We start from the raw sequence: 17,976 nt of genomic DNA, 5'->3' as shown, positions 1-17,976 counted from the left end.
GGTTTCGGCGCATTCGCGGGCAAACCACCCGCACGGACGGTTTCAGCGGGCCGCGTGCTCCGGCATGGGGAGCTCGGCGCCGGCGAGCTCCAGGACGCAGGAGAGCGGCTGCTCGGCCCTGCCGGTGCGGTCCAGGGTCACCGCGAGCGGCCGGGGCGGTTCCTCGGCGAGCTGGGCGGCTAGGGTCAGCGGGTAGCTGCCGTGCCCGTGGACGCGGTGGAAGGCGCACTCCTTGCCGTCCACCAGCAGCTCGGTCTCGGTGATCCAGCCGGAGCGGACGTTGACGGTCACGGAGTGTCCGCCCTGGTCGACGTGGAAGCTGTACCGCTGGCGCATGGGAACCTCCCGCGAGGGCGCCGCAGCCGGGGGAGCCGGGAATCGGGGAACCACCGCCAGTCTAGGTCGGCCGCACCGCCCGGGCGCCCCCGGCGCCCCGGTCGATCCGGCCTCGGGCTCCCCTCGATCGGTTCCCGTCGGGGTCCCTGAAAAGGACCCGGAGAAATTCCCGGGGCGGAGCCCGCCTTCAGGCGGATTCTCGTGATCTCTACAGTGTTGTAGATTCGTCCGCAGGGAGAGATCAGAGGAGGGCATTGTGGGAGTTTCACTGGCCAAGGGCGGCAACGTCTCGCTGAGCAAGGAGGCGCCCGGTCTGAGCGCCGTGATCGTGGGTCTCGGCTGGGACGTGCGCACCACCACCGGGGCCGACTACGACCTGGACGCCAGTGCGCTGCTGTGCAACGCGCTCGGCAAGGTGATCTCGGACCAGCACTTCGTGTTCTTCAACAACCTTCGCAGCCCCGACGGTTCGGTCGAGCACAGCGGCGACAACCTGACCGGTGGCGGCGACGGCGACGACGAGCAGATCAAGGTCGACCTGGACCGGGTGCCGGCCGACGTGGCCAAGGTGGTCTTCCCGGTGTCGATCTACGACGCCGACGCCCGGCTGCAGAGCTTCGGTCAGGTCCGCAACGCGTTCATCCGGATCGTCAACCAGGCCAACGGCCAGGAGATCGCGCGCTACGACCTGTCCGAGGACGCCTCGACCGAGACCGCGATGGTCTTCGGCGAGCTGTACCGCAACGGCGCCGAGTGGAAGTTCCGCGCCATCGGCCAGGGCTACGCCTCCGGCCTGCGCGGCATCGCGACCGACTACGGCGTCAACGTCTGATCCTCGCGCCGAAGCCAGCGGGTTTCGGTGGTCACGCGGAAGGTTCGGTCCGTCCGAGCGCGTGGCCGCCGAAACCCCCGCTGCCGGTGAGCTGGTGCTGCCACCAGGCGGTCATCGCGGGCTCGTCCATGGTCGACCAGTCCGGTGCCTCGGTGACCTGCGCCCGGCCGAGCGTCCGGCCCAGTTCCACCAACTCCCGGCCGGCCGCGCTCCGTTCGCGGTCGTACGCGGCCAATAGGGACGACCAGGAGCCGGCGGCCCGTCCGGCCTGCTCGAAGGCGTGTGCGTCCTGCATGGCCTTCACCGCGCCGCTCGTGTTGTGCGGGCGCACGACGGTGGCCGCGTCCCCGCCGATGAGCAGCCGCCCGGCCGTGCGGCGCGGGGTCGCCAGGTCGTAGACGGGCTGCAGGAAGGTCCGTTCACGCGGGGTGAGGGTGACCAGCCCGGCCCAGTACGGCGGCAGGTGCCGCTCCGCGAGCTGCCGTAGCTCGTCCAGCCGCCCGTCGGTGAGGGCGCCCGCCGGGAGGCTGGTCGGGCCGTCCAGGCGCAGCCAGGCCGGGGTGGGTGCGTAGAAGACCCAGTTCACCTGGGTGCGGCCGGGGTCCAGCCCGGGGATGCGGTAGATCACGACTTGTCCGCCGCGGTAGCAGGCGGTGATGCACTCCTCCTCCGGCCAGACCGCGGCCCCGCCGGGAAGCCCGTCGAGCAGTGCGGCGTCGTAGCTGCCGCGCCAGCACACGTACCCGGCGTACTCGGGCGCGGCCTGCGGGCAGACGGCGGCGCGGACCACCGAGCGGTAGCCGTCCGCGCCGATCACCAGGTCGTAGGCATGGCGGCCGCCGTCGGCGTCCTCGGCCCAGGCGCCCTGCTCGTCGCCGCCGACCGCGGTGACGGTGGTGCCCAGCCGGTACTCGACCTGCTCGGGTTTGCGCTCGCGCAGGGCCTGCCAGAGGACGGCCCAGTGGTGGGAGTGGAACGGGAACGGCTGGTCCCAGAGCACCCGCCCGCGCCCGTCCGGGCCGTCGCCCTCGCCGGCCGGTCCCCGGGTGGTCCAGCGGCGGACGGTGAGGCGGTGGCGGCGGGTGTCCGCGGCGAGGTGCCCGGCGCGCACTAGTTCGTCGAAGCGGTCGTTGTGGGTGCAGATGCCCACGCCGCGGTCCTCCAGTCGGCCCGGGCTGCGTTCCAGCACCACGACCCGTTCCGCGCCCAGCCGGGCGGCGGCCCCGGCGAACGCGCTCCCGGCGATGCTGCCCCCGACCACGGCCACCGAACCACCCCGCACGGCCGCCCCCTCTCCCGAGCCCGCGATGTCCGGGACACGACGATACGCGGGCGTCCCGCCGTCCGCGCGGCGTTCGGTCGGTTCGGTCCTGGGCGGCAGGTCCGAGCCGCAGGGCGGCCGGTTCGGGCCGTGGCCGCCGGGCTTCCCCCGCTTTATGCAACTAGTTGCAACCGATCGACCCGTCCCCTTACCCTGCGGTAACACGACACCCAGCCCGCGCCCCAGGAGACGTCGATGAGCGCCACGCCCGGCAGCAGCCGCTACCCGCACCTGCTCAGCCCACTCGACCTCGGCTTCACCACCCTGTCCAACCGCGTGATCATGGGCTCGATGCACGTCGGCCTGGAAGAAGCCCCCCACGGCTACGAGCGGATGGCCGCCTTCTACGCCGAGCGCGCCCGCGGGGGCGTCGGCCTGATCGTCACCGGCGGCATCGCCCCCAACGAGGCCGGACGCCCCTGGGAAGGCGGGGCGATGCTGACCACCGAGGAAGAAGCCGACCGGCACCGCGTGGTCACCGACGCGGTGCATGCCGCGGGCGGGAAGATCGCCCTGCAGATCCTGCACTTCGGCCGCTACGCCTACCACCCCGACCTCGTCGCCCCCAGCGCCCTCCAGGCCCCGATCAGCCCCTTCGTGCCCAACGAGCTCACCGCCGAACAGGTCGAGCAGACCGTCGAGGACTTCGCCCGCTGCGCCGAACTCGCCCGCCGAGCCGGGTACGACGGCGTCGAGATCATGGGCTCCGAGGGCTACCTGGTCAACGAGTTCATCGTCGCCGCGACCAACCGGCGCGACGACGAGTGGGGCGGCCCGTACGAGCGGCGGATGCGCTTCCCGGTGGAGATCGTCCGCCGGGTCCGCGAGCGGGTCGGCGACGACTTCATCATCGTCTACCGCCTCTCCATGCTCGACCTGGTGCCGGGCGGCTCCACCCTGGACGAGGTGATCCGGCTCGCCCAGGCCGTCGAAGCCGCCGGGGCGACCATCATCAACAGCGGCATCGGCTGGCACGAGGCCCGCATCCCGACCATCGCCACCTCGGTGCCGCGCGGCGCCTTCGCCTGGGTGACCAAGAAGGTCATGGGCAAGGTCGGCATCCCGCTGGTCACCACCAACCGCATCAACACCCCCGAGATCGCCGAAAGCCTGCTCGCCGAGGGCAACGCGGACCTGGTCTCGATGGCCCGCCCGCTGCTCGCCGACGCCGACTTCGTCGCCAAGGCCCGCGACGACCGCGCCGACGCCATCAACACCTGCATCGGCTGCAACCAGGCCTGCCTGGACCACACCTTCAGCCTCAAGATCACCTCCTGCCTGGTCAACCCGCGCGCCTGCCACGAGACCGAACTCGTCCTCGCGCCCACCAAGGTGCGCAAGCGCATCGGCGTCGTCGGCGCCGGCCCGGCCGGCCTCGCCTTCGCCGTCTCCGCCGCCGAGCGCGGCCACGAGGTCACGCTGTACGACGCCGCCGAGACGGTCGGTGGACAGCTGAACGTGGCCCGGCGCATCCCCGGCAAGGAGGAGTTCGACGAGACGCTGCGCTACTACCGCACCCGGCTCGCCGAACTGGGCGTCACGCTGCGCCTCGGGGCCACCGCCACCGCCGAACAACTGGCCGAAGCGGGCTACGACGACCTCGTCCTCGCCACCGGCGTCACCCCGCGCACCCCCGCCGACCTCCCCGGGATCGACCACCCCAGCGTGGTCGGCTACCTCGACGTGCTGCGCGACGGCGCGCCCGTCGGCGAGCGGGTCGCCATCCTCGGCGCGGGCGGCATCGGCTTCGACGTGGCCGAGTTCCTCACCGACCAGGGCGACCAGGCGAGCCTCAACCCGCCGGTGTTCCAGTCCAAGTGGGGCATCGACCCGGAATACCGCGAGCGCGGCGGCCTGCGCGCCCCCGAGCGCCCGAAGCCCCCGCGCAGCGTCCACCTGCTGCAGCGCAAGACCAGCAAGGTCGGCGCCGGGCTCGGCAAGACCACCGGCTGGATCCACCGCACCGAGCTCAAGCACCGCGGCGTGGTGATGGTCCCCGGCGTGACGTATGACCTGATCGACGACGCCGGCCTCCACATCACCGTGGACGGCGAGCGTCAGCTGATCCCGGTCGACACCGTGGTGCTCTGCACCGGCCAGGAGCCGCGCCGCGACCTGTACGAGGCGCTGAGCGAGCGCGGCCTGGCAGTGCACCTGATCGGCGGCGCCGACGTGGCCGCCGAGCTGGACGCCAAGCGGGCCATCAAGCAGGGCACCGAACTGGCCGCCTCGCTCTGAGCGGCTCATGGGCGCGTGCATGAGGGCTGCTCATGCACGCGGTCATGTGGCCGGGTCATGTGACCTGCTCATGGGGGGCGGTCATGAGATCCGTTCATGGGCGTGCCCCATGAGACTTGTTCATGCGCCCGGCCATGAGACCTTCTCATGAGCGTGCCCCATGAGGCCTGCTCATGGCCTTGCTCCATGAGACCCGCTCACGGCCCGCAGCCATCCGACCCGCTCATGCGCCCCTAGGATCGTCCGCATGTCGCTGCCGCACGCCATCCTCACCGCCCTCCTGGAGAAGCCGTCCTCGGGGCTGGAACTGACCAGGCGGTTCGACAAGTCGATCGCCTTCTTCTGGCCCGCCACCCACCAGCAGATCTACCGCGAGCTGGGCCGGCTGGAGGCCTCCGGTCACATCCGGGCCCTTCGGCCGGACGCGCCGGTGCGCGGGCAGAAGAAGGAGTACGAGGTCCTGCCGGAGGGCCGTGCCGAACTGGTCCGCTGGACGGCCGAGGGCGCCGCACCGCGCGCCGTCCGGGAGCCGCTGCTGCTGCGGCTGCGGGCGGCGGCGGTGGTCGGCGCGGACGGCCTGACGGCCGAGCTGGAGCGCCATCTGGCGCTTCACCGCGCGCAGTTGGCCGACTACCTGGAGATCGAGCGACGCGACTTCCCGGCCGAGAAGGCGGACGGCGAGAACCGGCTCCAGCACGCGGTGCTGCGGGCCGGGATCGGGCTGGAGACCTTCTGGCTGGAGTGGCTTGCCGAGACCCTCGTAGCCCTCTCCCCGGACCATGCCTGACCCTCGCCGCACCCGGCTCTGACCTGCGAAGATGCCCGCCCCGCGCGCCACGCCCAGCCGCCGGTGGGACACTGGTTGCCTTGTCCCTGCCCGAACTCTCGACCGGGGGCCCGTATGTCTCTTCCTAGGCCTCTCCACGCCATCACCGCCGCGGCCGTCGTCGTGGCGGTCGCTCTGGGCCCGGCCCACCTGGCGTCGGCCGCGCCCACCCAGGAGCTCCCCTCCGCCGACCAGCTGAGATCTGCCCTGCTCACCGCGGCCGACCTCGGCCCAGATTTCACCGAGGCACCCGCCACTCAGAGCCCCAGCCCGGGCGAGAACCCGAGCCCGGTCAGCGGCTGTGACGCGCTCAGTGCCTTGATCAACATGCGCGCCACCCAGCCCGGCCTCGCGAACCCGCGCGCCGAGACCGAACTCGACGGCCCGGACGGCAACCCGATGGTGACCGAGGCCCTCGCCGCAGAGGCGCCCGATCGGCTCGCCGCCGACTTCAACAGCGTGGCCGACGCCCTCCGAAGCTGCCACAACATCACCTTCAACGCCGGGACCGAGGACACGGTGACCTTCACCGTCACCCCGATCACCCTCGGCGACCGCCAGGACGCCCCCGCGGTCCGCCTCGACGGCACCCTGGCCGGCGTCCAACTCAACGCCTTCATCGGCATCGAGCGCTTCGGCACGGTCGCGATGGCCTTCGGCTACTTCCAGCGCGAGGGCGCCTCCTCGCAGACCGCCTCGATGCAGTACCGCACCGCCGTGGCCAAGGTAGAGCGCACCCTCGGCACCACCGCCGGCAGCACCACCCCGCCCACCGTCGTGGCCACCCAGGGCATGCGGGTCTGACTTCGGTCGGGTTCCTGAAGGACGTGTGCTCGAGGTGGCCCTGCTCCCCGCCGCGTGCCCCGCCGCGTGCGGTGGGGACACATCGTGCCCGGCGGTGACGTTCGCCGACACCTGGCGGTACGGCGCGGTGGAGGACGTCGGCTACGGCCACTGGGGCCCAGGAACTGGTTGCACGGCGGGCTGTTCGACCGGTCGGTCACCCGGGGCCGGTACCTGGGTTGCTTCTCCTTCGACCCGCAGACCGGCCAGGTCTGCTCCTGCGCGGTGAACCCGAGGGTGCGAGTCGACTGGCCCCGCCCCTCAAAGCCCCGCCTCTCAAAGCCGCGCCTCTCAAAGCCGCGCCGTTCAAGGCCTCGCCGTGCCGAAGGGGTTGTCGATCACGTAGCGCCAGTGGCCGGCCGGGTCGCGGCGGGCGACGTCGGTGGCGGTGCCGGTGAGGTGGACGGGGGTGCCGTCCGGGGCGGTGCCGGTGATCTCCCAGTCGACGATGAGGAGGGCGATGTCGTCGGCGACGTAGGTGTGCCGGGGGCGGACGGTGATGGGCAGGCCGAGAGCCAGGAACTCGGCGCTGGCGCGGTGGAGTTCGGATCCGGTGACGGCGGCGCCGGGGGAGGGGACGAAGACGGCGCCGGGCTCGTAGACCTGGGCGAGGAGGCCCGGGTCGCCGGAGTTGAACGCGGCGGCGAAGGCTGCCGGGTGTTGTGCCGGGTCGGTGCTCGCGGGGAGGCTGGTGGGGTGAGTCATGTGAGCAGTGAAGACGGGCGTGCCGTAGGTCACCAAACGGGAAGCGGCGCGCGCGCCGAAAGCCGGAGCTGGGACGCGGAGTTGGTGCCCGGCGAGCGCGGCCGTACGGTGCGACCGGAGACGGACTGTCCGGTGGAGGTGGCGCTCGCGGCGGTGGCGGGCCGGTGGACGACCCTGGTGCTGCGGGAGTTGATGCACGGCCCCGCCTCGTACGGGGAGTTGCGGGCGCGGCTGCCGGAGATCAGCTCGAAGGTGCTCGCGGAGCGGCTGCAGGCCCTGGGGGAACGGGAGTTGGTGGTGCGGGAGCGGCTGACCGGCTTTCCGGTGCGGACCTCGTACCGGCTGACGCCGGCGGGGGAGGCACTGCGCCCGTTGCTGGTGGAGCTGTACCGCACGGGTGAGCGGCTGGCGGGCAGCCGGTGAGAGGGGCGGCCGCACCCCCGTGGCGGCCGCCCTCCCCCCCCGGGCCCCTCCCACCCGGACCCCTCGCCCCGGCCCCCTCCCGTCCGGGCTTGCGGCCTACGGGTGGTAGGTGACCTCCGGGAAGGCCGGCGAGGGCCCGTCGAGCAGCTGGCGGCCTCGGTGGCGCAGGTGGAGGTCGAAGAAGGCGAGCGGGTAGGCCTGCTGGATGCGGATGCCGCGGTCGGGGTCGAGGGTGCCGACCTGGGACTGGATCTGCTGTTCGGTCATGCCGAGCAGCTTCCCCGCCTGGGGGATCAGCGTCATGTTGTCGCCGTACGAGGCGTGGATGGCGCCCGTGGCCTGGATGTCGAGCCGCCAGCCGCGCAGGTGGGTCCAGAAGGTTTCGGCGGCGGGGTTGGTGGCCCGGGCCCAGACGGCGGTCATCATCATGAACGGCCGGTCGAGGTCGGCGGTGGGGGCGGGGTTGGCGATCATCGGCCCGTCGAGGGAGAGTCCGGCGCGGATGCGCTGGTCGGCGGCCATGGCGAGGGCGGTGGCGGTGCCGCCCTTGGACCAGCCGAACGCGCCGACGGCGTAAGGGTCGAGGCCGCCGAGCAGGCCGACCGGAAGGGTGCGACCGTCGACGTCGGGGTTGCGGCCGGCGGCGAGGTCGTCGACGCGGTCGAGGAGGAAGCGGACGTCGGCGGCGTAGTCCTTCGGGGCCATCGGGACGAGGTCCGACGGGGTGGAGACGGTGCCGTCGGGGAACTCGGTGAACGCGTCGTGGGTGTGGTCGACGGTGACGACGGCGTAGCCGTGGCTGGCGAGCTCCTGGCAGATGACCGTGTGGTCGGCGCGGTGGCTGCCGGAGCCGTGCGAGAAGACGACGACGGGCAGCCGGTGGCCGGTCCGGTGGACGGGCGCGCCCTGGTGGCCGGCGGTGAGCGGGGCGACGGAGGGGTCGAGCGGGTAGCCGGCGTCGTCGAGGAAGGCTCGCAGGGCGCCGTCGGTCATCCAGGGGGCGAGCGGGTAGGCGTAGGTGTCGGCGCTCCGGGCCGGGTACCAGACGGTGGCCATCAGCTCGCGGTACCGGCCGGGGCCGGCGATCGGGTCCGGGCGGGAGGTGTCACGCAGGTGGAGCGGCACCATGCCCACGGGGCACGGGCCGGTGGGCGCGGGAAGGGTGAGTCGGGCGGGGGCGGACCCGGTGGGCGTGGCCGGACCGCCGGAGGAGGCCGGGGCGCCCCAGGCGGCGCCGGCGAGGCCGAGCGGCACGGCGGTGCCCACGGCCAGGGCGGCGCCCATCATGCGGCGGCGCGTCAGTCCGGTACGGCTTGCGAACGGCGTGGTGTCCATGCGCTGAACGCTGTCACGCGGGGCGGGCGGGCTGCATCAGCCCGCCGATTGATCCTCCGTCACCGGGTATTGGCCCACGGGTTTACGTCCTTGGGCTGATGCGGAGCGGAAGGCGACAGCCTGGCGGTGCGCCGGTGCGCCGGTGCGCCGGTGCGCCGGTGCGCCGGGCGTGGGCTCGGGCTCGGTGTTCACCGTGTGCCTGTCCCGGTCAGGCGAAGTTCTTGTCGATCAGCATCTGCAGCACGTTGACGTGGAAGTCCGGGAAGTCCATCGGCACGATGCCGAACCGGGCGCGCTGCTGGGTGCGGGCGTTCAGGTACGGGTAGACGGTGCGGTCCATGAGGCTCTGCGAGCTGTTCTTGGGCCAGTAACCACCGGCGTAGCTCAGGAAGTTGACGAACATCTTCGAGTAGTTCGGGTTGAGGAACGCCTTGTCGAACTGGGCGACGATGTACTGGCCCTTCTTGCCCAGCGGGTCGCTGCCGCCGATCTCCCAGACGTCCTGGGTGTCGAGGTACTCGTTCTGGCCGCTGGACCAGTCGATCAGACCCCAGGGGTTGGAGAAGTCGGCGAGCAGGACGACCTTGCCGCGCGCGGTGCCGAGCGTCGGCCAGCCGTAGAGGTGGAACAGGCTCCGGAAGCCGAACTCGTTGAAGTAGTAGTTGACCCGTCGCATGAACTCGTCGTCGCCGAGGGCCTGCCCGCCCGCCCGCTCGTTCCTGAGGCGCATCACGATGGTCTCGCCGGAGTGTGCCTGCAGGAAGGACCGGCACTGGTCGAGGACGTCCTGCAGCCGGATGTGCTGGTAGTTGTCGGAGTGGTAGATCCCGAGTTCGTCGGGCGCGCCCTGCAGGCCGTTGCAGCGGATGTCGAGGAAGCGAACGCCTTCCTGCAACTGCTGTGGGATGCCCCAGTTCTGGGTGTGCGACCACTCGGTGCCGTAGCCGGGGTTCTCGCAGCACGAATCGTGGGTGCCGGGGATGGTGAGGCCGAGCAGGGAGGCGTTCCCGTCCAGGCGGCTCATCCAGTTGTCGGTCGGCAGTCCGCGTGGAGTGGTCCGCGCGGCGGCCCAGGTGGTGGACGGCAGGACGAGGCCGCCTCCCAGGGCGGCTGCCCCGCTGACTCCCGCGCCCCACTTGAGAAGATCACGACGTGCGATGCCCATGGCGTGGCTCCTTCGGCCTTCGGATCGGCTGGGACGTGCGCTGTCGCTGCTCCGAACGCGGCCTCGGCGTCGGCGGGTCCACTGTACGAGGGGCCCGCCCATGAGTCACGACTACCGACCCGGTGATGTGCTGAGGCAGGAGTGTCCCCCCCCGGGGGCAGTGGGCCGGGTTCACGCTCGCGCAGCCGGTCGCCGATCAACCGTCGGTGGTGGGAGTGGGAAGGCGGCGGGGTCGACCTCCCACTCCGGGGGTGGTGGGCCTCCGCCGGTCAGCGGGTCTCGATGGCGACCGACTCGATGACCACGTCCTTCACCGGGCGGTCGTTGCGGCCGGTTTCCGCCGTGGCGATGCCGTCGACGACCTTTCGGCCGGCCTCGTCGGCGACCTCGCCGAAGATGGTGTGCTTGCCGGTGAGTCAGGTGGTCGGTGTGACGGTGATGAAGAACTGGGACCCGTTGGTGCCCGGCCCGGCGTTGGCCATCGCCCCCAGGTACGGCTTGGTGAACGCCAGGTCCGGGTGGAACTCGTCCGCGAACTTGTAGCCGGGCCCGCCGGTCCCGTTGCCCAGGGGGTCGCCGCCCTGGATCATGAAGCCCTCGATGACCCGGTGGAAGACCGTGCCGTCGTACAGCCTGTCGGTCGTCCTCTGCCCCGTCTCCGGGTTGATCCACTCCCGGTCGCCCTTGGCGAGCTCCACGAAGTTCCGGACGGTCTTGGGGCGTGATGCGGCAGGAGCCGGATCACGGTCGCCCTGGTTGGTCTTCAGCGTCGCGTACAGCTCTTCTGCCATGGCACATCCTTCGGTCGGTCCTACTGGCGCGGGCCAGTCTTCCGACCGGGCGGACGACTCGGGGCGACGGCACGGCATCTCACTCGCACGAGTGACCGCGAGTGTCGCGGCAGCGGATGAGGCATGCGGATGGCATGGCCTCGGAGGCGGCGATTACCCAGGCCGGGGGTCCGTGGGTGAGGGTCTCTGCGGCTCATTCGTTCGGGCGAAGCTGCCATGCCATCAGTTTGGATACGTCCCTTGTGGCCAAGAAGCGCTTTGGTATCCGTTCACGAGAGGGTGGTTCCGCATGACCGACCAGACCCCGTCGATCACCGACGCGACACTCACTGACATCGCCACCAACGGCATCTGGGGCGCCGGTCTCACCGTCAACCCGTCCGTCGTCGAAGTGGCCCAGGCGCTGCTGGCGGCCCTCCGGGGGGAGCCCGTCGGCGAACTCCCTTCGGAGCTATCCGAGTTGGTGGCCGATATCCGGCAGGCCGCCACGGTCGAGCTGCCCCGCATCACGGCGCCCGACGGCGTCCGTCTGTCGGCGCTCAGCATCAAGCTGAACGACGGCAACCCGCACCCCGTCGTGATCGTGCCCGCCGGCTGGAACCCGTACGGCTGGCTGCCGTTCCTCTACGCGTACCTCACGCTGGCGCGGCGCGGCTACCACGTGCTGGCCTACTCGCCGCGCGGCATCGGCATCGCGGGGTGGCTGTCCACCTCCGAGGGCTTCATCGACGTGGCCGGGCCGAACGACTGGGCCGACGGCTCGGCCGTGATCGACTACGCGCAGGAGCACTTCACCCCCTCCCGGATCGGCTTCCTCGGCGAGTCCTACGGCTCCGGGATCAGCCAGCTGGTCGCCGCGCACGACCCGGCCGACCGGGTCGACGCCGTCGTCGCGCTGAGCACCTGGGGCAACCTGGCCACCAGCCTGTTCCACAACGACACCCGGCACCTCTCGGCCGTCCAGGCGCTGATCGGCTTCACCGGCGGCGCGCTGGAGGAGAAGTTCGACGAGGCCACCCAGCAACTCCTCAAGGACTTCCTCAGCGGGCAGAACCTGGAGGGCGTGGTCGCCTGGGGCACCGAGCGTTCCCCGGAGGCCTACCTGGACATCACCAACGAGCGCGACATTCCGACCTTCGTCTCGAACACCTGGCACGAGACGCTGTTCCCGGTCGCCTCGGTGATCGACACGTTCACCCGGCTGACTGTCCCGAAGCGCCTCAACCTGTGGATCGGCGACCACGGCGCCCCCGAGGGCCCGGGGCTGGCCGGTCTGGTCGGCGGCCTGCCGTTCCCCGGTCTGGCGGTGCCGATGCGGGAGGCCTACGAGTGGCTGGACCGCCACCTGCTCGGCGCGGACAACGACGTGCCGAGCTGGACGGCGGTGAACAACCAGAGCATGTTCACCTACCGGACCATCGTCATCCCCGGCGGCACCAAGCTGATCACCGTCCCGGCGCGCCGCGAGCCGCACGGGGCCTGGGAGGACGTCACCACCGGCAGCGAGTCCTGGTATCTCACCGGCACGGGTGGTGCGGGCGACGGCGCGCTGTCCGACAAGCCGACCGCCGGGTGGTCGCGGGACTTCACCGCCGGGAACCTGACCGAGGCCACCGCGGTGAACGCCCTCATGGCGACCGGGCAGCAGGAGTGGTTCGGCAATCCCAAGGTCTACGACGTCGCCAAGTTCGACCGCGCGCAGCTGCTGGTCTGGTCGACCGACCCGCTCACCGGCCAGGGCGACGTGGCGCGGCGGATCCGTGGCGCCGCCACCGTGAAGCTCACCGTGCGCAGCACGGCTGACGCCACCACGCTGGTGGCCTACCTGTACGACGTAGCGCCGGACGGCACCGCGCGGATCATCACCCACGAGCCGTACACGGCGACGGACCTGACCCCGAACGTCAACAGTGCCGTCAGCTGGGAGCTGCAGCCGGCCGCCTACGACCTGCCGGCCGGACACCGCCTCGTCCTGGTCGTGAACAGCCGTGACCAGCTGTACTCCTTCGCGAGCGTGGACGGCAGCACCACCACGATCAGCTCGCAGACCGGCAGCGAGGCGAGCCTGGAGCTGCCGCTCGGCTGACCCGTTGTTCCGTCAGCGGCCCGTCGCCAACCTGCGGCGGGCCGTTGGCGGTCTCCTGGTCGCCGTCCTGGATCGGCCGCTGACCTGGGCAATCCCCGCAACAAGGTCCACACGAACTTTTAACACACCTGTTCGCTTTCACGTGGCCTACGCCACAGTAACCTCGCCACGAACAGAGGTACGATCACGCTCGCACCTCCGATCGGAGGGGTACCTACATGCAAGAGCCCAGAGGGGGAAGCTCAGTCATGTCCGCAATCCTGGACGGTACTCTCACCTACTCGAACACCGTCCCGCGTGCCACCGTCCACCGGGCCGCCATCTGTGAGGTCTTCCTCACCGACTCCGCCCGGGTGGCCGAGGGCGAGTACCTCATCGCCGCGCAGCTGCCGCGGGTGCACAGCTACTACAGCGACAACGTCACCGCGCCCGCCGCCTACGACCCGCTGCTGCTGGTCGAGGTCTTCCGCCAGGCGTCCATCTACGCCGCGCACACCTTCCTGGACGCGCCGCTGGACAACAAGTTCATCTTCGTCAGCGGTGAACTCGACATCACCGACCCGGAGGCGCTGCGGATCGGGGCCCGCCCCGGCCAGGCCGAGATCCGGGCCCACCAGGTCGACCTGAAGCGCCGGGACGGCGTGGTCACCGGCAGCACCCTCGACCTGGTCCTCTCGGTGGACGGAGACGAGGCCGCCACCATGCGCACCGTCTGCCAGTGGATGCCGGGTGCCGCCTGGGACCGGATGCGTGACAAGGGCCGCGCCGCCCTCACCCTGGCCCCGGCCCGGCCGCACCACACCGGGCGCCGGGTGCCGTCGATCTCCGTCGGCCGCGCCTCGGGGCAGAACGTCGTGCTGGCCGGGGTCGAGCTGGGGGGCCACGAGCTGCGCGCCCAGGTCGTCGTGGACCAGGGCAACCCGGCGCTGTTCGACCACCCGCTGGACCACATCCCGGGCGCGCTGATCTTCGAAGGCTTCCGCCAGTCCGCGATGTACGCGGCGCAGGAGCTGTTCGGACTCTCGTCGCGCAGCCTGCTGCTCTCCCGGGTGGAGACGGACTTCACCCGCTTCGGCGAGTTCGAGCTGCCGACCGACTGTGTCGTGCGGGTCGTCGAGTCGCCGGCGGCGGACACCGTCGCGTTCGAGATCAGCATGGTGCAGGAGGACGAGCAGATCGCCCGCGCCCGGGTGCACCTCGCCCGTACCAGCCCGATCACGGGTGCTCTGGAGAATCGTTTCGCCTATGCCGCGGCCAGTGCCTGAGCAGCGCGAAAAACCTGAGCAGCGCGAAAAACCTGAGCAGCCCGAGAAGCCTGAGCAGCGCGAAAAAGCCGAACAGCCCGAACATCCCGAGTCGCGGCGCCACGTCACTGTGCCATGTCACGGCGCCGCCACGTCACGGCACCGCAAGGAGACACCGCCATGTCCAAGCCCATGATCTGGTTCGACTTCGGCGGTGTGCTCTCGCCGCCGCTGGACGACCTCTTCGACTCGTACCACACCCGCACCGGCATCACCCCGCGCCAGCTGAAGACCGCCCTCGGCACCGTCGCCGGCGAGCTCGGCGTCGAACCGCTCGCGCCCATCGAACTCGCCATGCTCACCGAGGCCGAGTGGGGCGACGCCATGGTCCGCGTCCTGCGGGACAAGAACCCCGGCATCGACCTGACCCGCGCCCGCTTCGAGCGCTTCGGCGAGCAGTGGTTCGAGGGGGTCAACGCCAACCCGGTGATGACCGCGACCGTGCGGCACGCCAAGGAGAACGGCTTCCGGGTCGGCATCCTCAGCAACAACGTCGTGGAGTGGGAGCCGTACTGGCAGGCCATCGTGGCGCCCGCCGGGGAGGTCGACTGCGTGGTCGACTCCTGCAAGGTCGGGTTCCGCAAGCCCGACCCGGAGATCTTCCGCCTCGCCGAGCAGCAGGCGGGGGTGACGCCCGAGGAGTGTGTGCTGATCGACGACCTCCCCGAGAACTGCGTCGCCGCCCGCCGCTGCGGCTGGCGCGCGGTGCACTTCCGCAACAGCGCCCAGGCCGTACGGGAGTTGACCGGCCTGATCGGACTGCCCGCGCTCACCTGACCGCTCATCGGCTGCCCTCGGCTGTCCTCGGCCGCGCTCCCCACCCCCACCTCCCACCGGAGAACGCATGACCACCGTCATCCCGTCCGCGACCGCCACCGTCACGGACATCCCGCACCTGGACCCTGTCCCGGCCTTCACCCCGCTGACCGAGCCCGGACCAAACGGCGTGCCGCTGATCGAGCTGCCCAGCGGCCACTCCGCCGTCCACCTCACCCGCTACGCCGACGTCCACAAGCTGCTCACCGACCCGGCCTCCGGCCGCACCGAGACCAACGTCGACGGCGGGCCGAGCTTCCTGCCCACCGTGATGCCGAAGGAACTGCTGCTCAACCTGGACGCCCCGCACCACGCCCGGGTGCGCGGCTTCGTCGCCGCCGACTACAGCGCGACCGGCGTGGAGCGGCTGCGCCCGGTGCTCGACCGGGTGATCGAGGAGGGGATCGCGCGGCTGCGCACGGCCGAATCCCCGGACCTGTTCAGCGACCTGATCGACCGCGTGCCGATCACCGTCAACTGCCACTTCCTCGGCGTGCCGCTGGACGACGTCGACTACTTCCGGCCGTCCTCGCGGGTGGTGCAGATCGCCTCCCACGAGAACGTGCCCGACCTCGTCCAGCACTTCTACCAGGTCTACGGCTACGTCCAGGACCTGGTCACCGGCGCCCGGCCGGTGCTGCCCGGCGGCCTGATCGAGCAGTTCCGGGCCAACCGCGACCGCGTCGAACCCGCCATGGACGACGCTGAGTTGACCGGACTCTTCTTCGGCTCCCTGCTCGGCGCGGACCAGAACATCGTGTCCGTGCTCACCAAGTCGCTCTACACCCTGCTGGCCGCCCCGGCGCTGTGGCGCCGGCTCGCCGAGGAACCGGAGATCGCGCCGCGGCTGGCCGAGGAACTGATCCGGCTCATCCCGCTCGGCACCATCTCCGCCTTCCCGCGCATCGCGGGCCGGGACCTGGAGACCAGCGTCGGCCTGGTGCCCGAGGGCAGCGTCGTCTACCCGGACGCCTTCGCCGCCAACCGCGACCCGGAGGTGTTCCCGGACCCGCTGGTGATCGACCCCGACCGCCAACCGGCCAAGCGGCACCTGCAGTTCGGGTACGGGATGCACCACTGCATGGGCGCGGCGCTGGCCCGGATGGAGATCGTGTCCGTGCTGACCCGCCTGGCGCAGGAGTTCCCGACGCTGGCACTGGCCGTCGAGCCGGCGGACGTGCCGTGGGACATCGGCACGGTGCTGCGGCGGCCGACCTCGCTGCCGGTGCGGTGGTAGCCGCACCGGCAGTCGCGGTGGCGGTCCGGTAGGTGCGTGAAAGGGCGGGTACGGGAAGCCGTACCCGCCCTTCGGGCATGGCCGGCCGGGCCGGCGTCCGCTACGGCTCGCCGAACCACTCGCGCAGCGTGCCGGCCAGCGGACCGCCGTCGGACGCCCAGGCCACGTAGCCGTCCGGGCGGACCAGGACGGCGTCCCACGGCAGCTTGCGGTTGCCCTCGGCCCGGACCACGCGCAGCAGGTGCGACCAGCCCTCGGCCTGCTTGCGGTGCGCCTCCTCGTCGGCGCCGAGCAGGAGCAGCACCGGGCGTCCGTCCAGCAGCAGACGGATGACGTCGGTGGGGCCGTCCTCGGTGGTGAGGGGGAGGTTGGGAAGGAAGTGTCCCTCCCAGGGGGATCCGTCCGAGGTGCGCGCCGGGTAGACGGTGTCCTGGGCGCTGATCATGTTGCCGAGGTGGGTGTTGGCACCCTCGACGCCGAGCAGTTCGGAGACCAGGTCGCGCAGCGGGTCCAGGCCCGGATCGGGCCGCATCAGGGCGAGTTGGGCGCGGGTGTTGTCGACCACCCGGCGGGCGACCGGGCGGCGCTCGGCGCTGTAGGTGTCCAGCAGGTCCTTGCCTGCCGTGCCGGCCAGGGTGTGGGCGAGCTTCCAGGTGATGTTGAGCGCGTCCTGCAAGCCGAGGTTGAGGCCCTGGCCGCCGACCGGGAAGTGCACGTGGGCGGCGTCGCCGGCCAGGAAGACCCGGCCCTTGCGGTAGTCGCACACCACGCGGGAGAAGTCGTTGAACTTGGAGAAGAACACCGGGTCCGTCATCGGCACCGCGTGGCCGAGGATGCGCTCGGCCTCGGATCGCAGCTCGCCTAGGGTGAGCGGGGCGTGGCGGTCGCGGTGCGGGCCACGGAAGTCGATAGTGAAGAAGCGGCTGTGCCCGTACGGGTTCACGCCCGCGATCGTCCAGCCGCGCGGGGTGCGGTTCCAGCCGGAGGGCACCCGGTGGGGGTCGCTGAGGCGGACCAGGCCGAGCAGGGCGGAGACGGTCGCCGGGTGGGTCTCGCTCGCGAAGCCGAGCAGGTCGCGCATGGTGCTGCGGGCGCCGTCCGCGGCGACGACGTACTCGGCGGTCAGCTGCCGTACGCCGTCCGGGCCCTCGGCGACGACCTCGACGGTGTCCGGGCCCTGGACGAGGTCGGTCACGGTGTGGCCGCGCAGGACGGTGACGCCGCGGGCGCGGGCCCGGGCCTCGAAGTCCCGCTCCAGGTCGGCCTGGGAGCGGCCGTAGATCGGCGCGGGCTCGGTGCCGGGGGCGGTGATGACCAGGCCGGGCAAGCCCGCGAAGTGGAAGGCGTCGGCGTTCGGACGGGCGAGGCCGGTGTCGGTGGCCTGGTGGGCGCGCAGGTGGCCGCGGCGGGCCAGGCCCTGGACGGTACGGGCGTGCAGGGTGCCGGCCTTGGGCTGGTCGACGGTCTCCGGGTTCGTCTCCAGGACGACGGTGGAGATGCCGTGATGGCCCAGCTCGGCGGCGACGAGCATGCCCACGGGGCCGCCCCCGATGACGACGACTTGGGCACGGGAGGTGGTGGCGGGATCCATGGGTGCGGAGGTCCTTTCCGGGTGGGGTAGGCGCGGGCATGAGCGGCGCTCATGGGTGGGCGGCATGAGCGGAGTTCATGGGCGGGTCCACATGAGTGGCGTTCATGGGCAAGGCGACATGAGTGAC

15 protein-coding genes and 1 pseudogene are annotated in these 17,976 nt (G+C 71.5%); 9 read left to right on the top strand and 7 right to left on the bottom strand.

Annotated elements, in window-relative coordinates:
- Nucleotides 1-42 precede the first annotated feature (42 nt).
- The gene (locus tag ACIBEC_RS02240) at nucleotides 43-336 is read right to left on the bottom strand and encodes a hypothetical protein (protein WP_360490497.1); all 294 of its coding nucleotides are present in this window, start codon (nucleotides 334-336) and stop codon (nucleotides 43-45) included.
- Nucleotides 337-592: 256 nt separating this feature from the next.
- On the opposite strand from ACIBEC_RS02240, the gene ACIBEC_RS02235 reads away from it, so the two are divergent.
- Nucleotides 593-1,168 (top strand): TerD family protein, encoded by a 576-nt coding sequence (locus ACIBEC_RS02235; RefSeq protein WP_360490494.1) that lies wholly within the window; start codon nucleotides 593-595, stop codon nucleotides 1,166-1,168.
- Nucleotides 1,169-1,199: 31 nt separating this feature from the next.
- On the opposite strand, the gene ACIBEC_RS02230 is transcribed toward ACIBEC_RS02235, so the two are convergent.
- Nucleotides 1,200-2,435: an FAD-dependent monooxygenase gene (locus tag ACIBEC_RS02230; protein ID WP_360490492.1), complete on the bottom strand. Its 1,236-nt coding sequence runs from the start codon at nucleotides 2,433-2,435 to the stop codon at nucleotides 1,200-1,202.
- Nucleotides 2,436-2,684: 249 nt separating this feature from the next.
- Between ACIBEC_RS02230 and ACIBEC_RS02225 the strand changes: the two genes are divergently transcribed.
- From ACIBEC_RS02225 to ACIBEC_RS02215, 3 genes are all read left to right on the top strand, one after another.
- Nucleotides 2,685-4,727, top strand: a complete 2,043-nt coding sequence (locus tag ACIBEC_RS02225) for an NADPH-dependent 2,4-dienoyl-CoA reductase (protein ID WP_360490489.1) — start codon at nucleotides 2,685-2,687, stop codon at nucleotides 4,725-4,727.
- A 247-nt stretch (nucleotides 4,728-4,974) separates the two neighbouring features.
- On the top strand, nucleotides 4,975-5,514 hold the full coding sequence (locus ACIBEC_RS02220) for a PadR family transcriptional regulator (RefSeq protein WP_360490486.1): 540 nt from the start codon (nucleotides 4,975-4,977) through the stop codon (nucleotides 5,512-5,514).
- 114 nt (nucleotides 5,515-5,628) lie between these two features.
- Nucleotides 5,629-6,357 carry a hypothetical protein gene (locus ACIBEC_RS02215; protein ID WP_360490483.1) on the top strand — a complete coding sequence of 243 codons (729 nt, stop codon included), beginning with the start codon at nucleotides 5,629-5,631 and terminating at the stop codon, nucleotides 6,355-6,357.
- Nucleotides 6,358-6,702: 345 nt separating this feature from the next.
- On the opposite strand, the gene ACIBEC_RS02210 is transcribed toward ACIBEC_RS02215, so the two are convergent.
- Nucleotides 6,703-7,101, bottom strand: coding sequence for a DUF4440 domain-containing protein (locus tag ACIBEC_RS02210; protein ID WP_360490480.1), 399 nt, complete (start codon nucleotides 7,099-7,101; stop codon nucleotides 6,703-6,705).
- On the opposite strand from ACIBEC_RS02210, the gene ACIBEC_RS02205 reads away from it, so the two are divergent.
- The gene (locus ACIBEC_RS02205; protein WP_396287665.1) at nucleotides 7,102-7,524 is read left to right on the top strand and encodes a winged helix-turn-helix transcriptional regulator; all 423 of its coding nucleotides are present in this window, start codon (nucleotides 7,102-7,104) and stop codon (nucleotides 7,522-7,524) included.
- Nucleotides 7,525-7,620: 96 nt separating this feature from the next.
- On the opposite strand, the gene ACIBEC_RS02200 is transcribed toward ACIBEC_RS02205, so the two are convergent.
- From ACIBEC_RS02200 to ACIBEC_RS02190, 3 genes and pseudogenes are all read right to left on the bottom strand, one after another.
- Nucleotides 7,621-8,859, bottom strand: a complete 1,239-nt coding sequence (locus tag ACIBEC_RS02200; RefSeq protein WP_360490474.1) for an acetylhydrolase — start codon at nucleotides 8,857-8,859, stop codon at nucleotides 7,621-7,623.
- 208 nt (nucleotides 8,860-9,067) lie between these two features.
- The gene (locus tag ACIBEC_RS02195; RefSeq protein WP_360490471.1) at nucleotides 9,068-10,024 is read right to left on the bottom strand and encodes a phosphatidylinositol-specific phospholipase C domain-containing protein; all 957 of its coding nucleotides are present in this window, start codon (nucleotides 10,022-10,024) and stop codon (nucleotides 9,068-9,070) included.
- A 269-nt stretch (nucleotides 10,025-10,293) separates the two neighbouring features.
- A pseudogene (locus tag ACIBEC_RS02190) lies at nucleotides 10,294-10,815 on the bottom strand (peptidylprolyl isomerase).
- Nucleotides 10,816-11,104: 289 nt separating this feature from the next.
- On the opposite strand from ACIBEC_RS02190, the gene ACIBEC_RS02185 reads away from it, so the two are divergent.
- From ACIBEC_RS02185 to ACIBEC_RS02170, 4 genes are all read left to right on the top strand, one after another.
- Nucleotides 11,105-12,901 (top strand): alpha/beta fold hydrolase, encoded by a 1,797-nt coding sequence (locus ACIBEC_RS02185; RefSeq protein WP_360490468.1) that lies wholly within the window; start codon nucleotides 11,105-11,107, stop codon nucleotides 12,899-12,901.
- 248 nt (nucleotides 12,902-13,149) lie between these two features.
- A complete protein-coding gene (locus ACIBEC_RS02180; protein ID WP_360490466.1) occupies nucleotides 13,150-14,166 on the top strand; it encodes a ScbA/BarX family gamma-butyrolactone biosynthesis protein in 1,017 nt (338 codons plus the stop codon).
- A gap of 159 nt (nucleotides 14,167-14,325) precedes the next feature.
- Nucleotides 14,326-14,982 carry an HAD family phosphatase gene (locus tag ACIBEC_RS02175; protein ID WP_360490464.1) on the top strand — a complete coding sequence of 219 codons (657 nt, stop codon included), beginning with the start codon at nucleotides 14,326-14,328 and terminating at the stop codon, nucleotides 14,980-14,982.
- 67 nt (nucleotides 14,983-15,049) lie between these two features.
- Nucleotides 15,050-16,258: a cytochrome P450 gene (locus ACIBEC_RS02170; RefSeq protein WP_360490462.1), complete on the top strand. Its 1,209-nt coding sequence runs from the start codon at nucleotides 15,050-15,052 to the stop codon at nucleotides 16,256-16,258.
- 100 nt (nucleotides 16,259-16,358) lie between these two features.
- Here ACIBEC_RS02170 and ACIBEC_RS02165 read toward each other — a convergent pair whose 3' ends face one another.
- Nucleotides 16,359-17,849 carry an FAD-dependent monooxygenase gene (locus tag ACIBEC_RS02165; protein WP_360490460.1) on the bottom strand — a complete coding sequence of 497 codons (1,491 nt, stop codon included), beginning with the start codon at nucleotides 17,847-17,849 and terminating at the stop codon, nucleotides 16,359-16,361.
- Between the last annotated feature and the right edge of the window lie 127 nt (nucleotides 17,850-17,976).

Source organism: Kitasatospora sp. NPDC051164 (genome assembly GCF_044455625.1).
Lineage (GTDB): Bacteria > Actinomycetota > Actinomycetes > Streptomycetales > Streptomycetaceae > Kitasatospora.
This window is presented reverse-complemented; position numbering and strand designations above follow the sequence as displayed.

Bases quoted from the DNA above. Each gene is read 5' to 3' on its own strand.
- ACIBEC_RS02240 (WP_360490497.1), bottom strand. From the start codon at position 336: ATGCGCCAGCGGTACAGCTTCCACGTCGACCAGGGCGGACACTCCGTG.
- ACIBEC_RS02195 (WP_360490471.1), bottom strand. From the start codon at position 10,024: ATGGGCATCGCACGTCGTGATCTTCTCAAGTGGGGCGCGGGAGTCAGC.
- ACIBEC_RS02200 (WP_360490474.1), bottom strand. From the start codon at position 8,859: ATGGACACCACGCCGTTCGCAAGCCGTACCGGACTGACGCGCCGCCGC.
- ACIBEC_RS02180 (WP_360490466.1), top strand. From the start codon at position 13,150: ATGTCCGCAATCCTGGACGGTACTCTCACCTACTCGAACACCGTCCCG.
- ACIBEC_RS02170 (WP_360490462.1), top strand. From the start codon at position 15,050: ATGACCACCGTCATCCCGTCCGCGACCGCCACCGTCACGGACATCCCG.
- ACIBEC_RS02225 (WP_360490489.1), top strand. From the start codon at position 2,685: ATGAGCGCCACGCCCGGCAGCAGCCGCTACCCGCACCTGCTCAGCCCA.
- ACIBEC_RS02215 (WP_360490483.1), top strand. From the start codon at position 5,629: ATGTCTCTTCCTAGGCCTCTCCACGCCATCACCGCCGCGGCCGTCGTC.
- ACIBEC_RS02165 (WP_360490460.1), bottom strand. From the start codon at position 17,849: ATGGATCCCGCCACCACCTCCCGTGCCCAAGTCGTCGTCATCGGGGGC.
- ACIBEC_RS02220 (WP_360490486.1), top strand. From the start codon at position 4,975: ATGTCGCTGCCGCACGCCATCCTCACCGCCCTCCTGGAGAAGCCGTCC.
- ACIBEC_RS02210 (WP_360490480.1), bottom strand. From the start codon at position 7,101: ATGACTCACCCCACCAGCCTCCCCGCGAGCACCGACCCGGCACAACAC.
- ACIBEC_RS02175 (WP_360490464.1), top strand. From the start codon at position 14,326: ATGTCCAAGCCCATGATCTGGTTCGACTTCGGCGGTGTGCTCTCGCCG.
- ACIBEC_RS02185 (WP_360490468.1), top strand. From the start codon at position 11,105: ATGACCGACCAGACCCCGTCGATCACCGACGCGACACTCACTGACATC.